Raw genomic sequence first — 21,306 nt, 5'->3', positions numbered from 1 at the left:
GGTCACTCCCGCCCGAGATCGCGATGGATGGTGGCCACGTCGTAGCCCACGTCGGCCAGCCGACGCGAGATCTCCTGGGCCATCGACACGCTGCGGTGCTTCCCGCCCGTGCAGCCGATGGCCACCGTCATGAAGCGCTTTCCCTCTGCCAGGTAGCCCAGTGCGACGCCTTCGAGCACCGGCAGGTAGGCGGCCAGGAACTGCACCGCACCCGGCTGGCTCTTGACGTAGTCGGCGACGTCAGGGTCCAGGCCGCTCTTGGGACGCAGCTTGGGCTGCCAGTAGGGGTTGGGCAGGAACCTCATGTCGGCGACGTAGTCGGCATCGATCGGGATGCCGTACTTGAAGCCGAAGCTGATCACGTTGATCTGGAGCCGGGTGGCGTCGGGGTCGCCGAAGGACTCGCGGATGCGCGAGGTGAGCTGGTGCACGTTGAGGTTGGAGGTGTCGATCACCAGGTCGGCGTCGCTGCGCAACTCGGCGAGCACGGCGCGTTCGCGGACGAGCCCGTCGAGCAGCCGACCCGTGCCCTGGAGCGGATGAGGTCGCCGGGCGGCCTCCTGCCGGCGTACGAGCACGTCGTCGTTGGCGTCGAGGAACAACAACGTGGTGTGCCGGCCCGTCGCGCCTTGGGCCAGGTTGGCGTGCAGGGACTCGAAGAACGAGCCGGAGCGTACGTCGACCACGACGGCGATCGGCTGCTCGGTGCCCCGCGACTCGTCGACCAGCCCCACGACCTGGCGCAGCAGCCCCGGCGGCAGGTTGTCGATGACGTAGAAGCCGAGGTCCTCCAGCTCCTTGGCCGCGGTGCTGCGGCCGGCCCCGGTCATGCCGGTGACGACGACCAGCTCGCCGGCCAGGCCGTCGAGCTGACCCTCGAGACGGGCCTCCTCGGTCGGCACGGCTAGCCCTCGTCGATCTCGCCGGTGGCGGTGTTCACGGAGACAGTCTTGCGGCTGGGCTGGTCGACCGCGGCCTTTATCGCCAGTGCGGTGCGTCGGCCGATGCCCGGCACGCAGGCGATGTCCTCGACCGTGGCCGCGCGGAGCTTGCGCAGCGAGCCGAAGTGCTTGAGGAGAGTCTTGCGCCGGACCTCGCCCAGTCCGGGCACGTCGTCGAGGAGGCTCTCGACCATCGTCTTGCTGCGCCGGGAGCGGTGGTGGGTGATCGCGAATCGATGGGCCTCGTCGCGCACCCGTTGGAGCAGGTAGAGCGCCTCGCTCGAGCGGTTGAGGATCACCGGATCCTCGACGCCCGGCAGCCAGACCTCCTCGAGCCGCTTGGCCAGCCCGCACACCGGGATGTCGTCGATGCCCAGCTCGTCGAGCGCGCGCTGCGCGGCGGCGACCTGGGGTGGACCGCCGTCGACGACCACCAGCCCCGGGGCATAGGCGAACTTGCGCGGCCGGCCGGTCTCGGGGTCGACCAGCATCGGCCCGCTCTCGGTCACCACCTCCGTGGACCTGGCCTGCTCGTCGAGCAGCCGCCGGAACCTTCGCGTGATGACCTGGTGCATGTGAGCCACGTCGTTCTGCCCGACCTCTCCCCCATCGCCCTTGATCACGAAGCGGCGGTACTCGCTCTTGCGCGCGAGGCCGTCCTCGAAGACCACCATGGAGGCGACGACCTCGGTACCCTGGAGGTTGGAGATGTCGTAGCACTCGATGCGCAGCGGGGCCTCGTCGAGCCCCAGGGCCACCTGAATCTCCTCGAGCGCCTGGTTGCGGGCAGTGAGATCGGAGGCCCGCTTGGTCTTGTGCATCACCAGGGCCTGGCCGGCGTTGCGGGCGACCGTCTCCTGGAGACTGCGCTTGTCCCCGCGCTGGGGGACGCGGATGCGCACCCTGCTGCCGCGGATGTCGCCGAGGAGCGCCTCGATGGTCTCGGGGTCGGGCGGCAGGTGGGGCACCAGGATCTCGCGCGGGATGTCGTCGCCGTCGGCCCCGGCGTAGAGCTGGAGCAAGAAGTCCTCGACGAGCTCGGCGGTGCCGCCTTCCTCGACGCGGTCGGCGACCCAGCCCCGCTGACCGCGGATCCGCCCGCCGCGGACGTAGAAGATCTGAACCGCGACCTCGAGGGGGTCCTCGGCGAGCGCGACCACGTCGGCGCTGGTCCCGTCGCCGAAGACGACCGCCTGCTTCTCCAGGGCCTTCTCCATGGCGCCGAGGTCGTCGCGCAACCGAGCGGCCTTCTCGAAGTCGAGCGCGTCGGACGCGGCGTACATCTCGGTGCGCACGCGCTTGATGAACGCGCCGGTGTTGCCGCCGATGAAGTCGCAGAAGTCCTCGACGATCGCCCGGTGCTCCTCAGGGCTGATGTTGCCCACGCAGGGTGCGGAGCACTTGTCGATGTAGCCGAGCAGGCAGGGCCGCCCGATCTGGCCCGATCGCTTGAACACGCCGTTGCTGCACGAACGCATCGGGAAGACCCGCAACAGCTGGTCGACCGTCTCGCGGATCGCCCAGGCGTGGCTGTAGGGGCCGAAGTACTTCGTGCCCTTGCGCTTGGCTCCTCGGCCCACCATCACCCGCGGGAAGTCCTCACCGACCGTGACGGCCAGCCACGGGTAGGACTTGTCATCGCGGTACTTGACGTTGAAGCGGGGGTCGAACTCCTTGATCCAGGAGTATTCCAGCTGGAGCGCCTCGACCTCGGTCTTGACGACCGTCCACTCCACGCTGGCGCCACTCGCCACCATGGCGGCCGTGCGCTGGTGCAGGTTGATGGGGTCTTGGAAGTAGGACGAGAGACGGGCCCGCAGGTTCTTGGCCTTGCCGACGTAGATCACGCGGCCCTTGGCGTCGCGGAACCGGTAGACACCCGGCTGGGTAGGGATAGACCCCGGCTCGGGTCGATAGCCCGGGCGGTCAGCGGCGCGCTGGACCTGGAACCGGGCCTTCGGGATGGGCACTCCTCAACCCTACGGTCGGCCACCGACGTCCGGCCCGGCCGCCGTCAGCCCAGGGTGATCGCGTCTCCGTCGACGGAGAAGTCCTCGGCGGCCAGGGGCTGGGTTGCGGGCCCGTTGACCACGGAGCCGTCCTTGATCGAGAACGCGCTGCCGTGGCAGTCGCAGTGGATGCTGCCGTCGGACACCGAGCTGACGATGCAGCCCTGGTGGGTGCACACGGCCGTGAAGCACTTGAAGTCGCCCTCGGTCGGCTGGGTGATCACCACCTGGGCGTCGGGGTAGATGGTGCCGCCGCCCACCTCGATGTCGGAGGTCTGGGCGAAGGCGTCGGTGTTGCCGCCGGGCGTCCTGCTCGTCGACCCGCCCGGCGTGTTGGGGTCGGTGGCCACCTGAGTGCCGCCGTCGCCGCTGCAGGCGGCCAGGGCGGGGAGGGCGAGGCCGGCGGTCACGGCGCCGGCGAGCGTGCGCCGGCGCAGCAGGGGGTGATGATCAGGGGCGGTCATGGCGCAGGGAGTCCTTCGTCGGAGGGCCGGATACCCGAGGCGGGGCACTAGTCAAGACACAGCCAACGTACGGGGGCGCGCGGGTCGGCCCCAGTGTCCGGTGGTACTAGCGCCGAACTCACAGGTGATCCACAGGCTTCAGCGGATACGACGGAGCACGAGGGCCGACGGATGATTCGTGATGGGGCCGTAGGCCCTCAGGCGGACTTCTTCGCCGAGGCGCGCTTGGCCGCTGTCTTCTTGACCGGTGCCTTCTTGGTGGTGACCTTGGCGGCGACGGCCTTCTTGGCCGGCGCCCGCTTGGCGACCCGGGGTTGACGGGCCTCGCGGCCCTCGAGCAGGGGTCGCAGGAACGCGCCGGTGTAGGAGTTCGCGTTGGCCGCGACATCCTCGGGCGTGCCCTCGGCGATCACGATGCCGCCGCGGGAGCCGCCCTCCGGGCCCATGTCAACGATCCAGTCGGAGGTCTTGATGACGTCGAGGTTGTGCTCGATGACCAGCACGGAGTTGCCCTGGTCGACGAGCCGGCCGAGCACCAGCAGCAGCTTGCGGATGTCCTCGAAGTGCAGACCCGTCGTCGGCTCGTCGAGGACGTAGACCGTGCGGCCGGTCGACCGCTTCTGCAGCTCGGAGGACAGCTTGACGCGCTGGGCCTCGCCCCCGGACAGCGTGGTGGCCGGCTGGCCGAGGCGGACATAGCCGAGGCCGACCTCGACGAGTGTCTTCATGTGCCTGGCGATGGCGGGGATCGCGGCGAAGAACTCGACGGCCTCCTCGATCGGCATGTCGAGGATCTCGGCGATCGTCTTGCCCTTGTAGTGGACCTCGAGGGTCTCGCGGTTGTAGCGAGCGCCGTGGCACACCTCGCACGGGACGTAGACGTCGGGCAGGAAGTTCATCTCGATCTTGATCGTGCCGTCTCCGGAGCAGGCCTCGCAGCGGCCACCCTTGACGTTGAAGGAGAACCGGCCCTGCTGGTAGCCGCGCATCTTGGCCTCGGGCGTCGAGGCGAACAGCTTGCGCACGTGGTCGAAGACCCCGGTGTAGGTCGCCGGGTTGGACCGCGGCGTGCGGCCGATCGGCGACTGGTCGACGTGGATCACCTTGTCGACGTGCTCGACGCCGGTGATCGTCTGGTGCCGCCCGGGGACGGCCCGGGAGTTGTAGATCTGCTTGGCCAGCGAGGTGTAGAGGATGTCGTTGACCAGTGAGGACTTGCCGGAGCCGGACACCCCGGTCACCGACACGAACACGCCGAGCGGGAACGACACGTCGATGTTGCGCAGGTTGTTGGCCTTGGCGCCCTTGACGACGAGCTCACGGCCGGGCGTGCGGGGTCGGCGCACGGCCGGGACGGGGATCTCGCGGCGACCGGAGAGGTAGTGGCCGGTCAGCGAGTCGGCGTGGTCGAGAAGGCCCTGGACCGAGCCCGAGTGCACGACCTGGCCGCCGTGCTCGCCGGCGCCCGGGCCGATGTCGACGACCCAGTCGGCGTGGCGGATCGTGTCCTCGTCGTGCTCGACCACGATCAGGGTGTTGCCGAGGTCCTTGAGCCGGACCAGGGTCTCGATGAGGCGCTGGTTGTCGCGCTGGTGCAGCCCGATGGACGGCTCGTCGAGGACGTAGAGGACGCCGACGAGACCGGCGCCAATCTGGGTGGCCAGTCGGATCCGCTGGGCCTCACCGCCCGACAGCGAGCCCGAGGGTCGGTCGAGGGAGAGGTAGTCGAGACCGACGTCGAGCAGGAAGTTGAGCCGCTCGAGGATCTCCTTGAGCACCCGCTCGCCGATCTGGCGCTCTCGGGCGGACAGCTCGATGGTGCGCAGGTAGTCGGCGCAGTCGCTGATCGGCAGGGCGCAGACCTCGGCGATGTTCTTGCCGCCGCTCTGCTTGTCACCGAGGGTGACCGCGACCGAGACCGGCTTGAGGCGGGTGCCCTCGCAGACCGGGCACGGCACCTCGCGCATGAAGCCTTCGAAGCGGTCGCGGCTCACGTCGGACTCGGCCTCGCGGTGGCGGCGCTCGATGTAGCGCTGGACGCCCTCGAACTCGGCGTAGTAGGCCCGCTCACGGCCGTAGCGGTTGCGGGAGACCACGTGCACCTTGGTCGGGTGGCCGAACAGCAGGGACTTCTGCCCCTTGGCCGAGATGTCCTCCCACGGCGTGTTGAGGTCGAAGCCGAGCTCCTTGCCGAGGGCGTCCATCAGCTTGAGGAAGTAGTCGGCGACGTGGGCCTGGCTCCACGGTTGGATCGCGCCCTCCCCCAGGGTCGCCTGCGGGTCGGGCACGACCAGCTCGGGGTCGACTTCCATGCGGGTGCCCAGACCGTGGCACTCGGGACAGGCGCCGAACGGCGAGTTGAACGAGAACGACCGAGGCTCGAGCTCGTCGGTGTCGATCGGGTGGTCGTTGGGGCACGACATCTTCTCGGAGAACTTCTGCTCTCGCCCCGGGTCCTTGGGGTCGAGGTCGACGAAGTCGAAGACCACCAGCCCCGCCGCCAGGTTGAGCGCCGTCTCGACGGAGTCGGTGAGCCGGCGCTTGGAGGACGGCTTGACCGCCAGCCTGTCGATCACCACCTCGATCGTGTGCTTGCGCTGCTTGTCGAGGGTCGGTGGGCTGTCGAGTGAGTAGGTGTCGCCGTCGACCCTGGCTCGCGAGAACCCCTGGGTCTGCAGCTGCCGGAACAGCTCGACGTATTCGCCCTTGCGGCCCCGGATCACCGGCGCCAGCACCTGGAAGCGCGCGCCCTCCTGCATCGCGAGCACCCGGTCGACGATCTGCTGAGGGGTCTGGCGCTCGATGGGCGAGCCACAGGTCGGGCAGTGGGGTCGGCCGGCGCGGGCGTAGAGCAGGCGGAGGTAGTCGTAGACCTCGGTGATGGTGCCGACCGTGGAGCGGGGGTTCTTGGAGGTGGACTTCTGGTCGATCGACACCGCTGGGGAGAGGCCCTCGATGAAGTCGACGTCGGGCTTGTCCATCTGACCCAGGAACTGGCGCGCGTAGGCAGACAACGACTCGACGTAACGCCGCTGGCCCTCGGCGAAGATCGTGTCGAAGGCCAGGGACGACTTGCCCGATCCCGAGAGACCCGTGAACACGATCAGCGAGTCACGCGGGAGATCGAGGGAGACGTCCTTGAGGTTGTGCTCGCGAGCGCCTCTGATGATGAGCTGATCTGCCACGTGCGCCACCCTATGACGGGGCTCCGACAGTCCTCCGATCGTTCACCCTTCGGGGCAGGATAGGCGCATGGACGACCTCGATCCGCAGGCCCAGTTCGCGCTCCTCGCCGAGGCCACCCAGCGGCTGGTCCGCACCGTGGACTCGCTCGACGACGACGACCTCGACGGGCCCAGCGGGCTCCCCGACTGGTCCCGCGCCCACGTCGTCGCCCACCTGGCCCTCAATGCCGAGGCCATGACGGGAGTGCTGCGCGGACGGATCGCGGGAGAGCCCACCACGATGTACGTCTCCGACGAGCGCCGTGCCGCCGACATCGAGGAGCTCGCGGTCGCCGAGCGAGCAGAGCTTCGCGAGCGCTTCCTGGCCGGCACCACGCTGGTCCCTGATGCCGTGGACAGGCTGCCCGACGAGTTCTGGACCGAGACGTTCGAGCGCACACCGGGGGGCCGGAGGATCCGGTTCGCGGCAATCCCCGGCATGCGGCTGCGCGAGGTCGAGATCCACCACGTCGACCTGGACGCGGGCTTCTCGCCCACGGGCTGGTCCGACGCCTTCGCGGCCCACCTCATCGACGCCATGGTCAAGCGCGCCCCGTCGCACGAGTCGTTCCGCGTCCTGGCCACCGACCTGGCCACGACGTGGGTCATCGGCGACGACCCCGACGAGACCGGCACCGCGGTCTCGGGCCCCGCCGGGGACCTGGCTTGGTGGCTCACGGGCCGTCCGCCCGCCGACTCGCTGACCTCGACTACCGGCGCGCTCCCTCCCGTGAAAGCGTGGTGAGCATGCCCTACACCGGAGAAGTCGCCCCTGGCGGTCCCGCAGACTCCCGCGAAGCCGGAGACCTGGTCATCACCAAGGTCGCGGTCGACCCCGAGACGTCCAACAACTGCTACCTGCTGCGCTGCCGGTCCACCGGCGACCAGGTGCTGATCGACGCTGCGGACGAGCCCGAGACCCTGCTCGCCCTGATCGGCGACGCGGGCCTGACCCATGTCGTCACCACCCACCAGCACTGGGACCACCACCGGGCCCTGCCGGCTGTCGTCGCGGCGACGGGAGCAGAGGTCGTCGCCGGCGAGCCCGACGCGGAGGCGATCACCGAGCAGACCGGCGTACCCGTCACCATCAGCGTCGGCGATGGCGACACGATCCCTGTCGGCTCGTGCTCGCTGAGGGTCATCCGCCTCACGGGTCACACGCCGGGGTCGATCGCCCTGGTCTACGACGACGGCTCCGGCCAGCCCCACCTGTTCACCGGCGACTCGCTCTTCCCCGGTGGCGTCGGCAACACCCGCGGCAACGCCGACAACTTCCGCACCCTCATCGACGACGTCGAGAGCAAGCTCTTCGGCACGCTGCCCGACGAGACCTGGTTCTACCCCGGCCACGGCAACGACTCCACGCTCGGCGCGGAGCGCGGTTCGGTCGCCGAGTGGCGCGAGCGAGGCTGGTAGTCGCTCGGTCGCTCGCCTTCGTGTGCCGAGCAGATGCTGACGTCAAATGTGTCATCATCAGCACATGCGTATGCACATAGAGCTCGACGACACGTTGGTGGAGGAGCTCGACGCTGTCACCGGGCCTCGCGGCCGCAGCGCGTTCGTCCGGGTGGCCATCGAGCGTGCTCTGGAGCAGGAGAAGCGATGGCGGGCATTGGACGAGGCTGCCGGTGCTCTGGCGGAGTCGGAACATGACTGGGACGGCGACACGGCGGGCTGGGTGCGTGGACAGCGCCGGGGTGACCGGCGCCGGGCGGGCTGACGGTTGCTGGCAGTCCTGGACTCAACTGTCCTGATCGACTTCCTGCGCGGGCGACCAGCCGTGACGCGTGTGGCCACGCTGCGGCTCCAGGGAGACGTTGCGGCCACGACGGCGATCAACATCGAGGAGATCGTGCGGGGGCTCCGACCCCGTGAGCAGCGGGCCGTCGACGCACTCGTCGCCGGACTCGTGGTGCTGCCGATCGACGAGGCGGCGGCCAGGACAGCCGGAGGCTGGCGACGCGAGTTCGCCGCCAAGGGCAAGACCCTGTGGCAGGCCGACTGCCTCATTGCCGCGGCCGCCGAACGACATGGAGCGCGGCTGTGCACCGGCAACCCGAAGGACTTCCCCATGGTCGACGTCGACCACTGGCCAGTGGGAGCGTGAGCGCATGAGCCCCGACGTCGAGGTCGTCACCCTCCAGCCGCAACCAGCCGTCGCCGTGCGCGTCGTGGTGCCCATGGACCAGCTGGACGTGGGAGAGACCTTCGGGGCGGCCATGGGGCGCCTCTTCCCGTACCTCGACGAGCAGGGCCTGTCCCCCGCCGCAGCGCCCTACGCGAGGTACGCCGAGTTCGGACCCGAGCGTGCCGACGTCGAGGTCGGCGTCCCGATCAGGTCGACTCCCGACGGCATGGCGCCGCTGCAGCCCGACGACGAGCTCGGCGCGACCGAACTCCCGGGCGGCGAGGCCGCGTCGTACCTCCACGTCGGCCCCTACCCCGAGCTCGGGAACGCCTACCAAGCCATCGAGACGTGGCTACAGGCCAACGGCCGCTCCCCTGCCGGCGCCCCATGGGAGACCTACGAGGTCGCACCCGACCAGGTCGACAACGACCCACAGCGTTTGGAGACGCGGGTCACGTGGCCCCTCTCGTGAGCACTCACTGGTCGTAGGCCAGCCGCAGCTCTCCGTAGACCAGTTCCCCGAGGCGACGCCGGAAGTACGACGCCTGCTCAGGCTGCGGCTCCTCGGCCCCGGTCATCACGACCTCGACCCGAGTGCCCATCCCATGGGGTCTGAGAGTGAACTCGACAAGGTCGTCGGGACGGTCCGGCCACAGCGAGGACCACACCAGCGTGATGGGCCTGTCCCCGGACACCAGGCACGGCGCGACCTCACCCGGGTAGAGCCGCACCCAGGCCCGCACGCCCGTACGACGCCGCTCGGCGAGGTCGTCCCACACCACGTGGGGCCGCGGGGGCAGGTTGCCCTTGCGGGCGGCGTACTCGACCATGGCTCGGGATCCTAGGCAGCACCGCGGGTTTCGAGACGGGACTTCGACCCTCCTCAACCAGCGGAACAGCCCGACATACTGTCCTCCGTGCGCCCCCCGAGCGAGTTCGAGACCAGGGTCGAACGCTGGCGTCACGACCTGGTCGGCTCCTTGGAACGGCTGTACGACGACCCCGTCGATGTCGCCCAGCGCCTGCTCGCCATCGCGCGAAACGCCTACGACGCCAGGCCCGACGAGCTCCACGACCTCGACCAGCGACGGCTCGACGAGCCGGACTGGTTCCAGCGCAGCAGCGCACTCGGCTACGCGGCGTACGTCGACCGCTTCGGCGCAACCTTGAAGGGTGTTGCCGAGCATCTCGACCACCTCAGCGGGCTCGGGGTCACCTACCTGCACCTGATGCCACTGCTCACACCCCGGCCCGCGCCCAACGACGGCGGGTACGCCGTCGCCGACTACACGACGGTGCGCGAGGACCTCGGCAGCAACGAGGACCTGCGTGACCTCGCCGCTGCGTTGAGGGAGCGCGGCATCAGCCTCTGCATCGACCTGGTGCTCAACCACACCGCCCGCGAGCACGCGTGGGCGGCCGCCGCCCGCGCCGGCGACGCGGAGAAGCGCGACTACTACCTCGTCTACCCCGACCGGCACCTGCCCGACCAGTACGAACAGTCGCTGCCCGAGGTCTTCCCCGACTTCGCCCCCGGCAACTTCACCTGGGACGACGAGCTCGAGGCCTGGGTCTGGACGACCTTCAACGACTACCAGTGGGACCTCAACTGGGCGAACCCGTCGGTGCTCTGCGAGTTCGCGGAGATCCTGCTGGGCTGGGCCAACGCCGGCATCGAGGTGTTCCGGCTCGACGCGATCGCCTTCCTCTGGAAGCGGATGGGGACCAACTGCCAGAACCAGCCCGAGGTCCACCACCTCACCCAGGCCCTGCGCACGGTCGCCCGGATCGCCGCACCTGCAGTGCTGTTCAAGGCAGAGGCGATCGTCGGCCCGGCCGACCTCGCGGCCTACCTCGGCACAGGAGCCCACGCCGGCAAGGTCTGCGACCTCGCCTACCACAACAGCCTGATGGTGCAGGTCTGGTCGATGCTCGCCTCCGGGGAGGTGGGGCTCGCCGCGCTGGCACTGCAGAACCTCCCGCAGCCACCCCCGACGACGTCGTGGATCACCTACCTGCGCTGCCACGACGACATCGGCTGGGCCATCGACGACACCGACGCGTGGCGGGCCGGCCTCAACGGGCACGCCCACCGGCGCTTCCTGGCCGACTGGTACGCCGGCTCGTTCCCGGGCTCGTGGGCGCGGGGGCTGGTGTTCCAGGAGAACCACCAGACAGGGGACCGACGGATCAGCGGCTCTCTCGCGTCACTCGCCGGCCGCCAGGCCGACGACCCGGCGGCCACCGCACGGATCCTGCTCGCGCACTCGGTGATCTTGAGCTTCGGCGGCCTTCCCGTCATCTGGATGGGCGACGAGGTCGGCCTCCTCAACGACCTGGGCTGGGCCGACGACCCAGCTCACGCGGCCGACAACCGCTGGGCACACCGGCCGCGGATGCCGTGGCCGGTGCCCGAGGACACCGACGGCATCCGCGAGGGACTCGACCACCTCCTGCACGTGCGCGCCTCGCTCCCCCACCTCCACGCGGCCTCGCCCACCGAGGTCTGGGACCCCCGCGACCCCGGTGTCCTGCTCGTCGTACGCCGGTCTCCGCACGGTCCGCTCCTGGCCGCCGCCAACATGACCGACCGGGCTGCCCACGTGCCCAGCGAGGTCTTCTACTGGCTCGGGATGGCCGGTGGCGAGCTCGTCGACCACCTCACCGGCGACCGGCCGCGGTTCGACGGCGACTCGATCGCGCTGGGGCCCTATGCCGCGGCGTGGCTGACCGCCGAGCACGGGAACACGTGAGCCGCATCTCTATCCTGGGCGCGTGGCCAGCTCGGTGATCCCGCTGATCTTCGTCCTGTTCGTCGTGGTGATCGTCGGAGCGGTCGTCTTCGGCTACTTCCAGGCCAAGAAGCGCCGCGAGGGCATGGCCGCCTTCGCCGCGAGCCGCGGGTGGACCTATGCCGAGAGCGACGACTCGCTGCTCGACAGGTTCGAGGGCGAGCCCTTCGGCGTCGGCCAGGACCGCGAGGCCGTCAACGTCATCCGAGGCTCGGCACACGACCGGCCGATGGTGGCCTTCGACTACAGCTACGTCACCACCAGCACCTCGACCGATGCCAACGGCCACAGCCATACCGAGCGCCACACCCACCCGTTCTCCGTGGTCGTGGTGAACATCGGCGTCGTGATGCCGGCTCTCTCGGTAGCACCGGAGGGGATGATCTCGAGACTCATCGGCCGGCTCACCAACAGCGACATCGAGCTGGAGTCCGAAGAGTTCAACCGGGCCTTCCGGGTCACCTGCCCCAACCGCCGCTTCGCCTCCGACGTGCTGCACCCACGGATGATGCAGCTGCTGCTCCAGTGGCCCGAGCTGGCCTGGCGCTTCGACGCCGACTCGCTGCTCGCCGTACGCCCCGGCAGCCACGACGTCCAGGAGATCGACGCCAAGCTGGCAGCCCTCGACACCATCCTCGACAACGTGCCCGACTTCGTGTGGCAGGAGGTGCGCGGCCAGTGAGTCCCGCCGCCTGGGTGACCGTAGCGATCGCTGCCCTTGTGCTGCTCAGCCTGCTGGTGATGTACAACCGGTTCGTCCGCCAGCGCACCCTCGTCGACGAGTCGTGGGGCGGCATCGACGTCGAGCTGACCCGCCGCCACGACCTCATCCCGCAGCTGGTCGACACCGTCAAGGGGTACGCCGCCCACGAGCAGGCCGTGCTGTCGCGCCTGGTCGAGGCTCGCGAGGCCGCCACCGCTCACCATGGCGACTCGCCTGCGCACCGCCAGGCCTACGAGGACACCCTCGCCGGCGCGCTCCACCACGTCCTGGCCCGCGTCGAGGCCTACCCGGACCTCAAGGCCAGCCAGAGCTTCCTGGCCCTGCAGGAGGAGCTGACCAACACCGAGGACCGGATCGCGGCGAGCCGGCGCTTCTACAACGGCAACGTGCGGGCCTACAACACCCGGGTGCGCACGTTCCCCTCCAACGTGGTTGCCGCAGCGTTCGGCTTCCGGACACGTGACTTCTTCGAGCTCCGCGAGGCCGCGCAGGGGGCCGTGGCAGGCTGAGGCCATGGCCCCTGACTCGACCAAGAGCGCACCCATCGTCGTCGTCGGAGGCGGGCTCGCCGCCGGCACGTTGGTCACCGAGCTTCGGGAGGGCGGGTACGACGGACCGCTCGCGGTCTACACCGACGAAGCCCACCCGCCCTACGAACGTCCCCCGCTCTCCAAGGACTTCCTGCTCGACAAGGGCCCCCTGAGCAACGCCTTGGTGCACCCCCAGGACTGGTACGCCGAGCATCGGGTCGACCTCCACACCTCCACGCCGGTCACGGCCATCGACCCTGCTCACCACCAGCTCACGGCCGCCGGCGACACCACGTCGTACTCGCAGCTGGTGCTGGCCACCGGCTCCCGCGCGCGGCACCTGCCGCTGGCCGATGACAGCGGTGCGGAGGTCCACTACCTGCGGCAGTGGGGCGACGCCGAGCGCCTGCGCGCGGCACTCACCGAGGGCTCACGTCTCGCCATCATCGGCGGCGGCTGGATCGGGCTCGAGGTCGCGAGCGCGGCCCGTAGCCACGGGGTCGAGGTCGTGATCCTGGAGATGGCACCCCAGCCGCTGCACGCGGTGCTGGGCGACGAGGTCGCCTCACTGTTCGCCGACCTGCACCGCGCCCACGGGGTCGACGTGCGCACAGGGGTGAAGATCGGCGGCATCCGCTCGACCGGCGACAGCACCGAGGTCGACGTCGACGGTGAGACCGTGACCGTCGACCGACTCCTGGTCGGCATCGGCGCCGTTCCCGACGTGTCCCTCGCCGAGGCCGCCGGGCTGACGGTCGACAAGCAGTCAGGTGGCGTGCGCACCGACTCCCGGCTCCGCACCAGCGCCGACGGCGTGTGGGCGATCGGCGACATCGCCAACGCCGACCACCCGGTGCTCGGGCGCGCCCTGCGCGTCGAGCACTGGGACACCGCGATCCAGCACGCCAAGGTGGTCGCCCAGAACCTGCTCGGCAACGACACCGAGCACGAGGCCCTCCCCTATTTCTTCACCGACCAGTACGACCTCGGCATGGAGTACGTCGGCAACCCGGGGCCCGAAGGCTTCGACCAGGTGGTTGTCCGCGGACGCACCGGAGACCACGACGGGGGCCAGTTCACCGCCTGGTGGCTGCGCGGCGGACGCGTGGTGGCCGGCATGCATGTCAACGACTGGGACGCGATCGACCACATCCGCAGTGTCGTCGGCACCGTGGTCGATGTCGCCGACCTGTGAACCCTGACTCGTCCGGGTGGCTCACCCACGCCCGCGCGGCGAAGGGCTTCATGCCCGACGACGAGGGCCTGGCGCTGCACCGGCTCGCCCTCGAGCGGCTGCCACACGGTCCGGCGCTGGAGGTCGGCACGTACTGCGGCAAGTCGGCGATCTACCTGGGTGCGGCCGCGAGTGAGGTCGGCGGCACGGTCTTCACCGTCGACCACCACCGCGGCTCGGAGGAGAACCAGGTGGGGTGGGAGCACCACGACGCCTCACTGGTCGACGTCGAGTCCGGTCGGATCGACACCCTCCCGATCTTCCGGAGCAACATCGAGCGAGCCGGGCTCGAGGATCACGTGGTCGCGATCGTCGGCCCGTCGCTGGTGGTCAGCGCCCACTGGCGTACGCCGCTGTCACTGCTGTTCATCGACGGCGGGCACGGCGAACGGCCGGCCCACGACGACTACGACGGGTGGGCGAGGTGGCTGGCGATCGGTGGGCTGCTCGCCATCCACGACGTGTTCCCCGACCCTCACGACGGTGGGCGGCCGCCGTACGAGATCTACCTGCGCGCGCTCTCGAGCGGTGCCTTCGAGGAGCGCGAGGCTGTCGGCTCGTTGCGCGTGCTACGCCGAGCGCGCGGGACGGCCGGACAGGTGATCGGAGAACCGCTCGGGTGACACACAGCCGCACTCCAGCGCGACGGGGACGAGCTGGGGCACCATCGTGTGCCCGCGCATGATGTCGGCGCCGGGCGTCAGGTCGTCGAGCGCGTCGGCTGCGAGCACCACGGCCGCGGCCGTGAAGGTCGACTGCTCGACGGGCCAGTGGGCCTCGTCGGGATAGACGTAGCCGGTCCAGTACGAGCCGTCGGCGAGCCGCAGATGCTGGATCTCGGCGAACAGGCGAGCTGCTCGTCCGCGCTCACCCATCGCCTCCAGCGCGAGGACGAGCTCGCTGGTCTCTGCCCCGGTCACCCACGGGTTGGTCGAGACGCAGCGCACCCCGAGGCCCGGCACCACGAACTCCTCCCATCGCGCGGCGATGACGGCAGAGGCCTCGTCTCCTCGCACGGCTCCGCCGAGCACCGGGTAGTACCAGTCCATCGAGAACGTGGACTTGTCGAGGAACAGGTCCCTGTGCTCGCGCAAGGCGTGACGCAGGCGTCCGCCTGTCACCTCCCACTCGGGCTGCGGCTCGTCGAGCAGGTCGGCGAGCGAGACTCCCGCCCGCAGCGCCTGATAGACGCTCGACGATGCCGCGAGCAGCGCATCCTGGTGGATCCGGCCCGGGCGATGACCGTCGCGCTCCTGGAGCCACTCCTGGGCCCAGGCGATGCCGCCGAAGGGCAGCTGCATCGAGGCCACCCAGTCGAGCCCGCGGCGCACGGCGGGCCAGCATCTCGCGACGAAGGCCGGGTCGCGGTGCACCAGCCAGTGGTGCCACAGCGCCACCGCGAGGTAGGCCGACATGTTGGTCTCGCCGCTGGCGTCCTCGACCTCGCCAGCCACAAGCTTCATCGGCCAGGAGCCGTCGGGACGCTGCCGGTCGAGCACCCAGTCGAAGGCCCGCCGCGCGGCACGCTCGTGACCGGCGACGGTCAGTGCCATCGCTGCCTCGAGGTGGTTCCACACGTCCGCGTGCGAGCCGCGGCTCCACGGGATGCCTCCGTCCGGCTCCTGCACGGCCAGGATGGAGGCGGCCGTCAGGGCGACGTCGACCGAGCTCAGGCCCGAGGCACTGCGGGTCATGTCACCGACCCGGCTTGCGGAAGTAGAGAACCAGGCTCTTGCCGATGACCGGGTCCAGCAACCGCTCGGCGACGCGGGTCGTCCGCGGTCGCTTCATGATGTCCCAGACCAGGAGGCGGTGATAGGCCTTCACGAGCGGGTTGGTGTCGTTGTCGACGCCCACCGCGCACTTCAACCACCAGTACGGCGAGTGCAGGCCGTGGGCGTAACCCTTGCCGAGCAGCTCCAAGCCGGCGTTCTGGACCTTGGTCGCGAGCTCCTTGTCGGTGTAGATGCGGATGTGACCGCCCGGGGTCTGGTGATAGTCCTCGGAGAGCTGCCAGCACACGACCTCGGGAAACCACCGCGGCACCGTGACCGCCACGGTGCCGCCCGGTCGGAGTACGCGCGCCAGCTCCTGGATCGCCTGGATGTCGGCGGGGACGTGCTCGAGGATCTCGGCGGCGACGATGCGGTCGAACTCGCCGTCGGCGAAGGGCAGTGACAAGGCGTCGCCCTCCTTGACGTCGGCCTCCGCGCCCTCGGGCACCTGACCCTCGGCTCGCATCGCGGCGAACATGTCGCGCACCTTGGCCAGCTCGTCGACGTCCTGGTCGAACGCGATCACGTCGGCGCCGCGGCGGTACATCTCGAAGGCGTGGCGACCCGCTCCACAGCCCAGGTCGAGCGCACGGTCACCCGGTCGCAGTCCGAGCCGGTCGAAGTCAACGGTGAGCACGAGCACCCCCGTTGGTCGCGCGTGCCGAGGCCATGGCTTCTTGGTAGGCAGCCACCGTCGCCGCTGCCGCGGCGCGCCAGCTGAACAGCTCGTCGACGCGCGCACGTCCGGCAGCGCCGTACCTCGCCCGACGCTGCGGGTCGTCGAGCAGACCCGCCAGGGCGGTGGCGAGGCGTTCGACGTCGCCCGGCGGCACCAGGTCGGCACACAGTCCGTCCGGTCCGACCACCTCGGGGATGCCTCCGGCGTCGCTGACCACCAAGGCAGTGCCGCAGGCCATCAGCTCGGCCGTGGGCAGCGAGAAGCCTTCGTAGAGCGAGGGCACGCACGCCACCTCGGCCGAGCCCATCACCTCGACCAGCTCGAGGTCGCTGAGACCGTGGACGAACCGCACGTGCCGCCCGATCGCGAGCCGGTCGACGATGCGCTCGGTCTCGCCCCCGGGTCGCGGCTTGGAGACCAGGAGCAGCTCGAGGTGGTCGCGTTCGGTGCGTAGCTTGGCGAAGGCCTCCAACAAGGTGGCGATGCCCTTCATCGGGGCATCGGCGCTGGCCATCGCGACGATGCGACCGGGGACGCGTGGGGCCGTCGGTGGTCGGAAGCCCTCGTCGACCCCGAGAGGGATCACCCGCACCCGGGCTGGGTCCACCCCGAAGTCGCGGACGATGTCGCGCTTGGAGGACTCCGACGGCGTGAGCACCGTGCTCGACCTCTGGGCGACCCGACGCTGCATCCGGAGGAAGCCGTACCAGCGGCGCAGCGACAGCCGACGCTGCCAGGTGGTCGCAGCCGCGAGGTCGAGTCTGCGGTCGACGGTGATCGGGTGGTGGATGGTGGTGACCACCGGCAGCCCGAGCTGCTCGATCCGCAGCACTCCGGGCGCGAGCGTCTGGTTGTCGTGCACGACATCGAAGTCGCCCAGGCGCTCACCGAGCACCCGAGCCACCCGAGTGCCGAAGACCTTCGGCTCGGGAAAGCCCGCCACGCACATGGTGAGGAACTCCTCGACGTCGAGGCGGTCGCGGAACTCACCCAGCGCCGGGCGACGGAACGGGTCCGGCTCGCGATAGAGGTCGAGACCGGGCACCTCGGTCAGGCCCACGCCTGGGTCGAGCTCGGGGTAGGGCGGACCGGAGAACACCTCGACCTGGTGACCGAGAGCGACCAGCTCGCGGCTCAGGTGCCGCACGTAGACGCCTTGCCCCCCGCAGTGCGGCTTGCTCCGGTACGACAGCAAGGCCACCCGCAACGACATAGAACGTGTTCTTATCATGAGCCCGGTGAGCGTCAGGACCTCGGCCGTCCCTCCGGCCGGCGAACCCAGGCAGCAGCGTGAGCGCCGAGCGCGCATCCTCGACGCGACCGTCGCGCTCGCCGCGGAGGGCGGCTTCGACGCCGTGCAGATGCGCACCGTGGCCGAGCGTGCGGAGGTCGCGCTGGGCACGCTCTACCGCTACTTCCCCTCCAAGGTGCACCTGCTGGTGTCGGCCCTGGCCCGCGACCTGACCACCGCCGAGGAGCTCAGCCGGCACCAGCCGCCGCTCGGGGACTCCGCAGGCGAGCGCGTGACCGCGCTGCTTGCTGCGACCACCGCGCGGATGCAGAGGGAGCCGCTGCTCACCGAGGCACTCACGCGAGCGTTCATGTTCGCCGATGCGGCCGCTCGCGACGAGATCCGGTCGGTCAGCCGGCTGCTGGTCGGCATGCTGGTCCGGGCGATCCGCCCGGACGCGGACCCCACGTCCGACGACCTCGCTGCCGCCGCTGTCATCCGCGACGTCTGGCTGGCCGCACTGGTCGGCTGGGTGACCGGCCGCACGACGGCCGCGGACGTGTCGCGTTCGCTTGAGACGGCCGTGAGGCTGCTGTTGGATCCCGCTGGTTGAGGTACAGCCCCATCATCGAGCGATCGGGTCAGCTGCCCTCGCTGCTGTGCCCCGGGAACACGTGCGCCGTCGGGTCGATCACCACGGCGGCGTTGTTGACCGCGGTGGCGGCCTCGCCGAAGCCGACGGCGATCAGGCGTACCTTGCCGGGGTACTCGGTCACGTCACCCGCTGCGAAGACGCGGTGCAGGCTGGTGCGCATCGAGGCGTCGACGACGATGTGTCGCTTCTGGACCTCGATCCCCCACTCCTGGAGCGGACCGAGGTCGGCGATGAACCCGAGAGCCGCGACGACCGCCTGGGCCGGTCGGCGCACGGGCTCGGCGCCGTCGACGCTGATCTCGACCTCCTCGACCACGCCGGTGCCGGAAGCGCCGTCATACAGCGCCGTGACCTGTGCCTTGGTGATGATCTCGACCGAGGACGCCTTGACCTGCTCGACCGTGCGCTGGTGCGCGCGGAAGGCGTCGCGGCGGTGCACGAGAGCGACCGACCGTGCGACGGGCTCGAGGTGGAGTGCCCAGTCGAAGGCGCTGTCTCCGCCGCCCACGATGACCACGTCCTTGCCGGCGTAGGGAGCGAACGAGGGGACGAAGAACTCCATGCCGCGGCCCAGCCAGCCGTCGCCGGCAGGCAAGGGCCGGGGGCTGAACTTGCCGATGCCAGCCGTGATGATCACCGCGCCGGCGCGGATCCGGGTGCCGTCGTCGAGCTCGATGGTGACGGCGTCGTCCTCGTGCTTGAGGGCGACTGCGGTGCGGTCGAGGAAGTACTCGGGGTGAGCGGTGGCCGCCTGCTCGACCAGCCCCGCGACGAGATCACGGCCCTTGACCGACGGGAAGCCGGCCACGTCGAAGATCTGCTTCTCGGGGTACATCGCGGTCACCTGGCCACCCAGCTCCGGCAGCGAGTCGACCAGGGCCACCCGCAAGCCGCGGAAACCCGCGTAGTAGGTGGCGTAGAGGCCGCTTGGCCCGGCGCCGATGATGAGCAGGTCGGTCTCGACGTCGGTCACGGCAGGGGCCCCCGGTCGACAGCGGAGTCGTTGAGCACGACCCGATCCTAGGAGGTCACGGCCTACTGGGTCTTGATGTCCGACACCAGCCAGCCGTGGTCGGCCTTGGTCATCGTCACCAGCGTCCGGTACGGCAGCAGTACCGGCTCGCCGCCTTGCTCGCTGACCCGCGAGTCGAGGAAGACCAACGCTTGCACCTCATGGTCGGTCGCGCGCACGACCGCCGAGGCCACCACCTGCGCCGCGACCTCGCGCTCACGCTCCCGGAAGGTCGGCGCCAGCGACGCGGTCGTCGCGCGGTACTGCGCCGCGAACTCCGGCGTCATCAGGGTCGTGGCCTGCTCGACCTGCTGGTCGTAGTTGCGGTAGCTGGTGGACGCGATCTCGGCCAGGTCCTGCGCAGCTGCGTCGACCGCGGACCGCGCGGTCAGGTCGCCCACCACCACCGGCCGCTCGTCGGTCACGGTCGGCGTCCCAGCCAGGAGGTAGTAGACCTCGACCCCGAGCACGGCCGCCAGCACGAGGGCGACCGCACCGAGCACCCGCCGTCCCGTCATCAGTCCACCTGCTCGATCGCCGAGGTCAGCCAGGTGCCATCGACCGCCACCAGTCGCAGGCGCAGTCGCAGGTCGCGCGCGATCGGCTCCCGCGTACGACGGTCGCTGCGGGTGCCCGTGGTAGCCACCAGCACCGTCGCGCCCGACGCGTCGACCCTCACCACGCCGGCCCACAAGACCGTGCCCTCGGTGACGACCTCGTTCGTGGTCAGACTGGCCGCGATCCGATCGGCGTCCGTGGTGTAGCGCTCCTTGAGCGGCCCGGTGGCACCAGCGGCGATGGCTGCGAGGTCCTCGTCCGCGGAGGCGTGGTCGACGTTGGCGAAGGCGGTGGCCTCCGCCTTGGCGGCGGCGAGTGCCGCGCCGTACCGCCCGTGCTGGACACCGTCCTCGGCGCGCGCGTCACGGACGTGCGCCACCTGCATGCCGCCCGCCGCGCAGGCCAACGTCAGCAGCCCGACGAGAACCCACAGCACGGCGTTCGGCCCCTCCCGGGCCTCCCTCACCCGCGCATCGTAGGCGGTGCCCCCGTCTCAGCACTGCCTAGGATGCGAACCGTGCCGACGGCCCTCGATCCCCCCAGTGACTCCTCGCGAAGGATCCTCGACGCCGTCCGGCGGCACCCCTCGGCCGTGCTGTTGACCGCCCAGCTGCTCGCGGTGCTCGCCTACCCGTTCGCCGACGGCAGCACCGTGGGTCGGGCCTTCCTCGGCGCGATGGGCACCGGCGTGGTGCTGATCGCGCTCTGGGCGGTGCGGCGTACGCCGGCCCTGGGCTGGATCGCGGTGCTGCTGGGCGGGCCTGCGATGGTGTTCAGCATCCTCGAGGCGTTCGTCGACAAGGACGCGGTGGTGCTGACCTCGGCGCTGCTGCACGCGCCGTTCTACTTCTACGTGTCCTACGGGATGATCCGCTACCTCTTCCACGACGACCGCGTCACGACCGACGAGCTCTATGCGACCGGCGCCGCGTTCACTGTCGTGGCCTGGGGGTTCGCCTACGTCTTCGTGGCCTGCCAGATCATCTGGCCGGGTTCGTTCGGAGGCGACCAGCTGCGGTTCTTCGACCTGCTGTTCTTGTCGTTCACCAACCTGACGAGCGTCGGACTCTCCGACATCCTGCCGACCATGGGCCACGCACGGTCCTTCGTGATGATCGAGCAGGTCGCGGGAGTGCTCTACGTCGCGTTGGTGATCGCCCGCCTCGTCGGGCTCACGGTCGCGCGGCAGGCGAACCGCAACTGATATGTAGGCGATTCCTGTCAAGTGGCAGGGTGAGGCGCCCGTCTCGATCGCTCGGGGCGGGCGCCTCGTGCTTCGTCGTTCGTGGCGGTGGGTGAGCGTGTCTGGCGACGCGCGGTCAGGCTGATATGCGCGGGTTGGTTACC

The 21,306-nt window shown here is 70.1% G+C and carries 23 protein-coding genes; 12 read left to right on the top strand and 11 right to left on the bottom strand.

Annotated elements, in window-relative coordinates:
* Positions 1 to 2: 2 nt before the first annotated feature.
* From rapZ to uvrA, 4 genes are all read right to left on the bottom strand, one after another.
* Positions 3 to 902, bottom strand: a complete 900-nt coding sequence (gene rapZ / locus ISU10_RS09040) for an RNase adapter RapZ (RefSeq protein WP_370865035.1) — start codon at positions 900 to 902, stop codon at positions 3 to 5.
* Positions 903 to 904: 2 nt separating this feature from the next.
* Positions 905 to 2,911, bottom strand: coding sequence for an excinuclease ABC subunit UvrC (gene uvrC / locus ISU10_RS09035; protein ID WP_370865033.1), 2,007 nt, complete (start codon positions 2,909 to 2,911; stop codon positions 905 to 907).
* A 44-nt stretch (positions 2,912 to 2,955) separates the two neighbouring features.
* The gene (locus tag ISU10_RS09030; RefSeq protein ID WP_194696061.1) at positions 2,956 to 3,414 is read right to left on the bottom strand and encodes a QcrA and Rieske domain-containing protein; all 459 of its coding nucleotides are present in this window, start codon (positions 3,412 to 3,414) and stop codon (positions 2,956 to 2,958) included.
* 197 nt (positions 3,415 to 3,611) lie between these two features.
* Positions 3,612 to 6,599 (bottom strand): excinuclease ABC subunit UvrA, encoded by a 2,988-nt coding sequence (uvrA, locus tag ISU10_RS09025; RefSeq protein WP_194696060.1) that lies wholly within the window; start codon positions 6,597 to 6,599, stop codon positions 3,612 to 3,614.
* A gap of 67 nt (positions 6,600 to 6,666) precedes the next feature.
* Between uvrA and ISU10_RS09020 the strand changes: the two genes are divergently transcribed.
* The 5 genes from ISU10_RS09020 (at position 6,667) to ISU10_RS09000 (ending at position 9,241) form a co-directional block, all read left to right on the top strand.
* Positions 6,667 to 7,383, top strand: a complete 717-nt coding sequence (locus tag ISU10_RS09020; protein WP_194696059.1) for a maleylpyruvate isomerase family mycothiol-dependent enzyme — start codon at positions 6,667 to 6,669, stop codon at positions 7,381 to 7,383.
* A gap of 2 nt (positions 7,384 to 7,385) precedes the next feature.
* Complete coding sequence (locus ISU10_RS09015) at positions 7,386 to 8,057, top strand: MBL fold metallo-hydrolase (protein ID WP_194696058.1); 672 nt, start codon at positions 7,386 to 7,388, stop codon at positions 8,055 to 8,057.
* Positions 8,058 to 8,121: 64 nt separating this feature from the next.
* Entirely contained in the window at positions 8,122 to 8,361 is a 240-nt protein-coding gene (locus ISU10_RS09010) for a ribbon-helix-helix protein, CopG family (RefSeq protein WP_194696057.1), read from the top strand.
* 3 nt (positions 8,362 to 8,364) lie between these two features.
* Complete coding sequence (locus tag ISU10_RS09005) at positions 8,365 to 8,748, top strand: type II toxin-antitoxin system VapC family toxin (protein WP_194696056.1); 384 nt, start codon at positions 8,365 to 8,367, stop codon at positions 8,746 to 8,748.
* A 4-nt stretch (positions 8,749 to 8,752) separates the two neighbouring features.
* On the top strand, positions 8,753 to 9,241 hold the full coding sequence (locus ISU10_RS09000; RefSeq protein WP_194696055.1) for a GyrI-like domain-containing protein: 489 nt from the start codon (positions 8,753 to 8,755) through the stop codon (positions 9,239 to 9,241).
* Positions 9,242 to 9,245: 4 nt separating this feature from the next.
* Here the strand turns inward: ISU10_RS09000 and ISU10_RS08995 are convergent, their stop codons facing one another.
* Positions 9,246 to 9,599 (bottom strand): SRPBCC family protein, encoded by a 354-nt coding sequence (locus tag ISU10_RS08995; protein WP_194696054.1) that lies wholly within the window; start codon positions 9,597 to 9,599, stop codon positions 9,246 to 9,248.
* Positions 9,600 to 9,686: 87 nt separating this feature from the next.
* Here ISU10_RS08995 and ISU10_RS08990 point away from each other — a divergent pair, with 87 nt between their 5' ends.
* Genes ISU10_RS08990 through ISU10_RS08970 form a run of 5 tightly spaced genes read left to right on the top strand, consistent with a single transcriptional unit; the run spans position 9,687 to position 14,672 of the window.
* The gene (locus ISU10_RS08990) at positions 9,687 to 11,522 is read left to right on the top strand and encodes an amylosucrase (RefSeq protein WP_370865029.1); all 1,836 of its coding nucleotides are present in this window, start codon (positions 9,687 to 9,689) and stop codon (positions 11,520 to 11,522) included.
* Between the two features lie 22 nt (positions 11,523 to 11,544).
* Positions 11,545 to 12,243, top strand: coding sequence for a hypothetical protein (locus ISU10_RS08985; RefSeq protein WP_194696053.1), 699 nt, complete (start codon positions 11,545 to 11,547; stop codon positions 12,241 to 12,243).
* The gene (locus tag ISU10_RS08980; protein WP_370865027.1) at positions 12,240 to 12,794 is read left to right on the top strand and encodes a LemA family protein; all 555 of its coding nucleotides are present in this window, start codon (positions 12,240 to 12,242) and stop codon (positions 12,792 to 12,794) included. Before ISU10_RS08985 ends, ISU10_RS08980 begins: the two co-directional genes overlap by 4 nt.
* Before the next feature lie 4 nt (positions 12,795 to 12,798).
* Positions 12,799 to 14,010, top strand: coding sequence for an NAD(P)/FAD-dependent oxidoreductase (locus ISU10_RS08975; protein ID WP_194696052.1), 1,212 nt, complete (start codon positions 12,799 to 12,801; stop codon positions 14,008 to 14,010).
* Entirely contained in the window at positions 14,007 to 14,672 is a 666-nt protein-coding gene (locus tag ISU10_RS08970; protein ID WP_370865026.1) for a class I SAM-dependent methyltransferase, read from the top strand. The genes ISU10_RS08975 and ISU10_RS08970 overlap by 4 nt, the downstream gene beginning before the upstream one ends.
* Here ISU10_RS08970 and ISU10_RS08965 read toward each other — a convergent pair.
* Genes ISU10_RS08965 through ISU10_RS08955 form a run of 3 tightly spaced genes read right to left on the bottom strand, consistent with a single transcriptional unit; the run spans position 14,619 to position 17,716 of the window.
* Positions 14,619 to 15,743, bottom strand: coding sequence for a prenyltransferase (locus tag ISU10_RS08965; protein WP_194696051.1), 1,125 nt, complete (start codon positions 15,741 to 15,743; stop codon positions 14,619 to 14,621). The two genes, ISU10_RS08970 and ISU10_RS08965, sit on opposite strands and share 54 nt — an antisense overlap.
* Position 15,744: 1 nt before the next feature.
* Complete coding sequence (locus tag ISU10_RS08960) at positions 15,745 to 16,461, bottom strand: class I SAM-dependent methyltransferase (protein ID WP_194696050.1); 717 nt, start codon at positions 16,459 to 16,461, stop codon at positions 15,745 to 15,747.
* Positions 16,448 to 17,716, bottom strand: a complete 1,269-nt coding sequence (locus ISU10_RS08955) for a glycosyltransferase family 4 protein (protein ID WP_228500279.1) — start codon at positions 17,714 to 17,716, stop codon at positions 16,448 to 16,450. The genes ISU10_RS08960 and ISU10_RS08955 overlap by 14 nt, the downstream gene beginning before the upstream one ends.
* A gap of 25 nt (positions 17,717 to 17,741) precedes the next feature.
* Here ISU10_RS08955 and ISU10_RS08950 point away from each other — a divergent pair, with 25 nt between their 5' ends.
* Positions 17,742 to 18,347, top strand: a complete 606-nt coding sequence (locus ISU10_RS08950) for a TetR family transcriptional regulator (protein WP_370865025.1) — start codon at positions 17,742 to 17,744, stop codon at positions 18,345 to 18,347.
* A 28-nt stretch (positions 18,348 to 18,375) separates the two neighbouring features.
* On the opposite strand, the gene ISU10_RS08945 is transcribed toward ISU10_RS08950, so the two are convergent.
* The 3 genes from ISU10_RS08945 to ISU10_RS08935 form a co-directional block, all read right to left on the bottom strand.
* Positions 18,376 to 19,362, bottom strand: a complete 987-nt coding sequence (locus ISU10_RS08945) for an NAD(P)/FAD-dependent oxidoreductase (protein ID WP_194696048.1) — start codon at positions 19,360 to 19,362, stop codon at positions 18,376 to 18,378.
* Between the two features lie 62 nt (positions 19,363 to 19,424).
* Positions 19,425 to 19,919, bottom strand: coding sequence for a hypothetical protein (locus tag ISU10_RS08940; RefSeq protein ID WP_194696047.1), 495 nt, complete (start codon positions 19,917 to 19,919; stop codon positions 19,425 to 19,427).
* A complete protein-coding gene (locus tag ISU10_RS08935) occupies positions 19,919 to 20,425 on the bottom strand; it encodes an Rv1363c family protein (RefSeq protein WP_194696046.1) in 507 nt (168 codons plus the stop codon). Before ISU10_RS08935 ends, ISU10_RS08940 begins: the two co-directional genes overlap by 1 nt.
* Before the next feature lie 51 nt (positions 20,426 to 20,476).
* Here ISU10_RS08935 and ISU10_RS08930 point away from each other — a divergent pair, with 51 nt between their 5' ends.
* On the top strand, positions 20,477 to 21,163 hold the full coding sequence (locus ISU10_RS08930; protein WP_370865024.1) for an ion channel: 687 nt from the start codon (positions 20,477 to 20,479) through the stop codon (positions 21,161 to 21,163).
* Positions 21,164 to 21,306: the final 143 nt, after the last annotated feature.

This window comes from Nocardioides agariphilus (genome assembly GCF_015352445.1).
GTDB lineage: Bacteria > Actinomycetota > Actinomycetes > Propionibacteriales > Nocardioidaceae > Nocardioides > Nocardioides agariphilus.
This window is presented reverse-complemented; position numbering and strand designations above follow the sequence as displayed.

What these genes read in the sequence shown, in the direction of transcription:
- ISU10_RS09030 (WP_194696061.1), bottom strand. Translation starts at nt 3,414, where the DNA reads ATGACCGCCCCTGATCATCACCCCCTGCTGCGCCGGCGCACGCTCGCC.
- ISU10_RS09020 (WP_194696059.1), top strand. Translation starts at nt 6,667, where the DNA reads ATGGACGACCTCGATCCGCAGGCCCAGTTCGCGCTCCTCGCCGAGGCC.
- ISU10_RS09015 (WP_194696058.1), top strand. Translation starts at nt 7,386, where the DNA reads ATGCCCTACACCGGAGAAGTCGCCCCTGGCGGTCCCGCAGACTCCCGC.
- ISU10_RS09010 (WP_194696057.1), top strand. Translation starts at nt 8,122, where the DNA reads ATGCGTATGCACATAGAGCTCGACGACACGTTGGTGGAGGAGCTCGAC.
- ISU10_RS09000 (WP_194696055.1), top strand. Translation starts at nt 8,753, where the DNA reads ATGAGCCCCGACGTCGAGGTCGTCACCCTCCAGCCGCAACCAGCCGTC.
- ISU10_RS08995 (WP_194696054.1), bottom strand. Translation starts at nt 9,599, where the DNA reads ATGGTCGAGTACGCCGCCCGCAAGGGCAACCTGCCCCCGCGGCCCCAC.
- ISU10_RS08975 (WP_194696052.1), top strand. Translation starts at nt 12,799, where the DNA reads ATGGCCCCTGACTCGACCAAGAGCGCACCCATCGTCGTCGTCGGAGGC.
- ISU10_RS08965 (WP_194696051.1), bottom strand. Translation starts at nt 15,743, where the DNA reads ATGACCCGCAGTGCCTCGGGCCTGAGCTCGGTCGACGTCGCCCTGACG.
- ISU10_RS08955 (WP_228500279.1), bottom strand. Translation starts at nt 17,716, where the DNA reads ATGTCGTTGCGGGTGGCCTTGCTGTCGTACCGGAGCAAGCCGCACTGC.
- ISU10_RS08940 (WP_194696047.1), bottom strand. Translation starts at nt 19,919, where the DNA reads ATGACGGGACGGCGGGTGCTCGGTGCGGTCGCCCTCGTGCTGGCGGCC.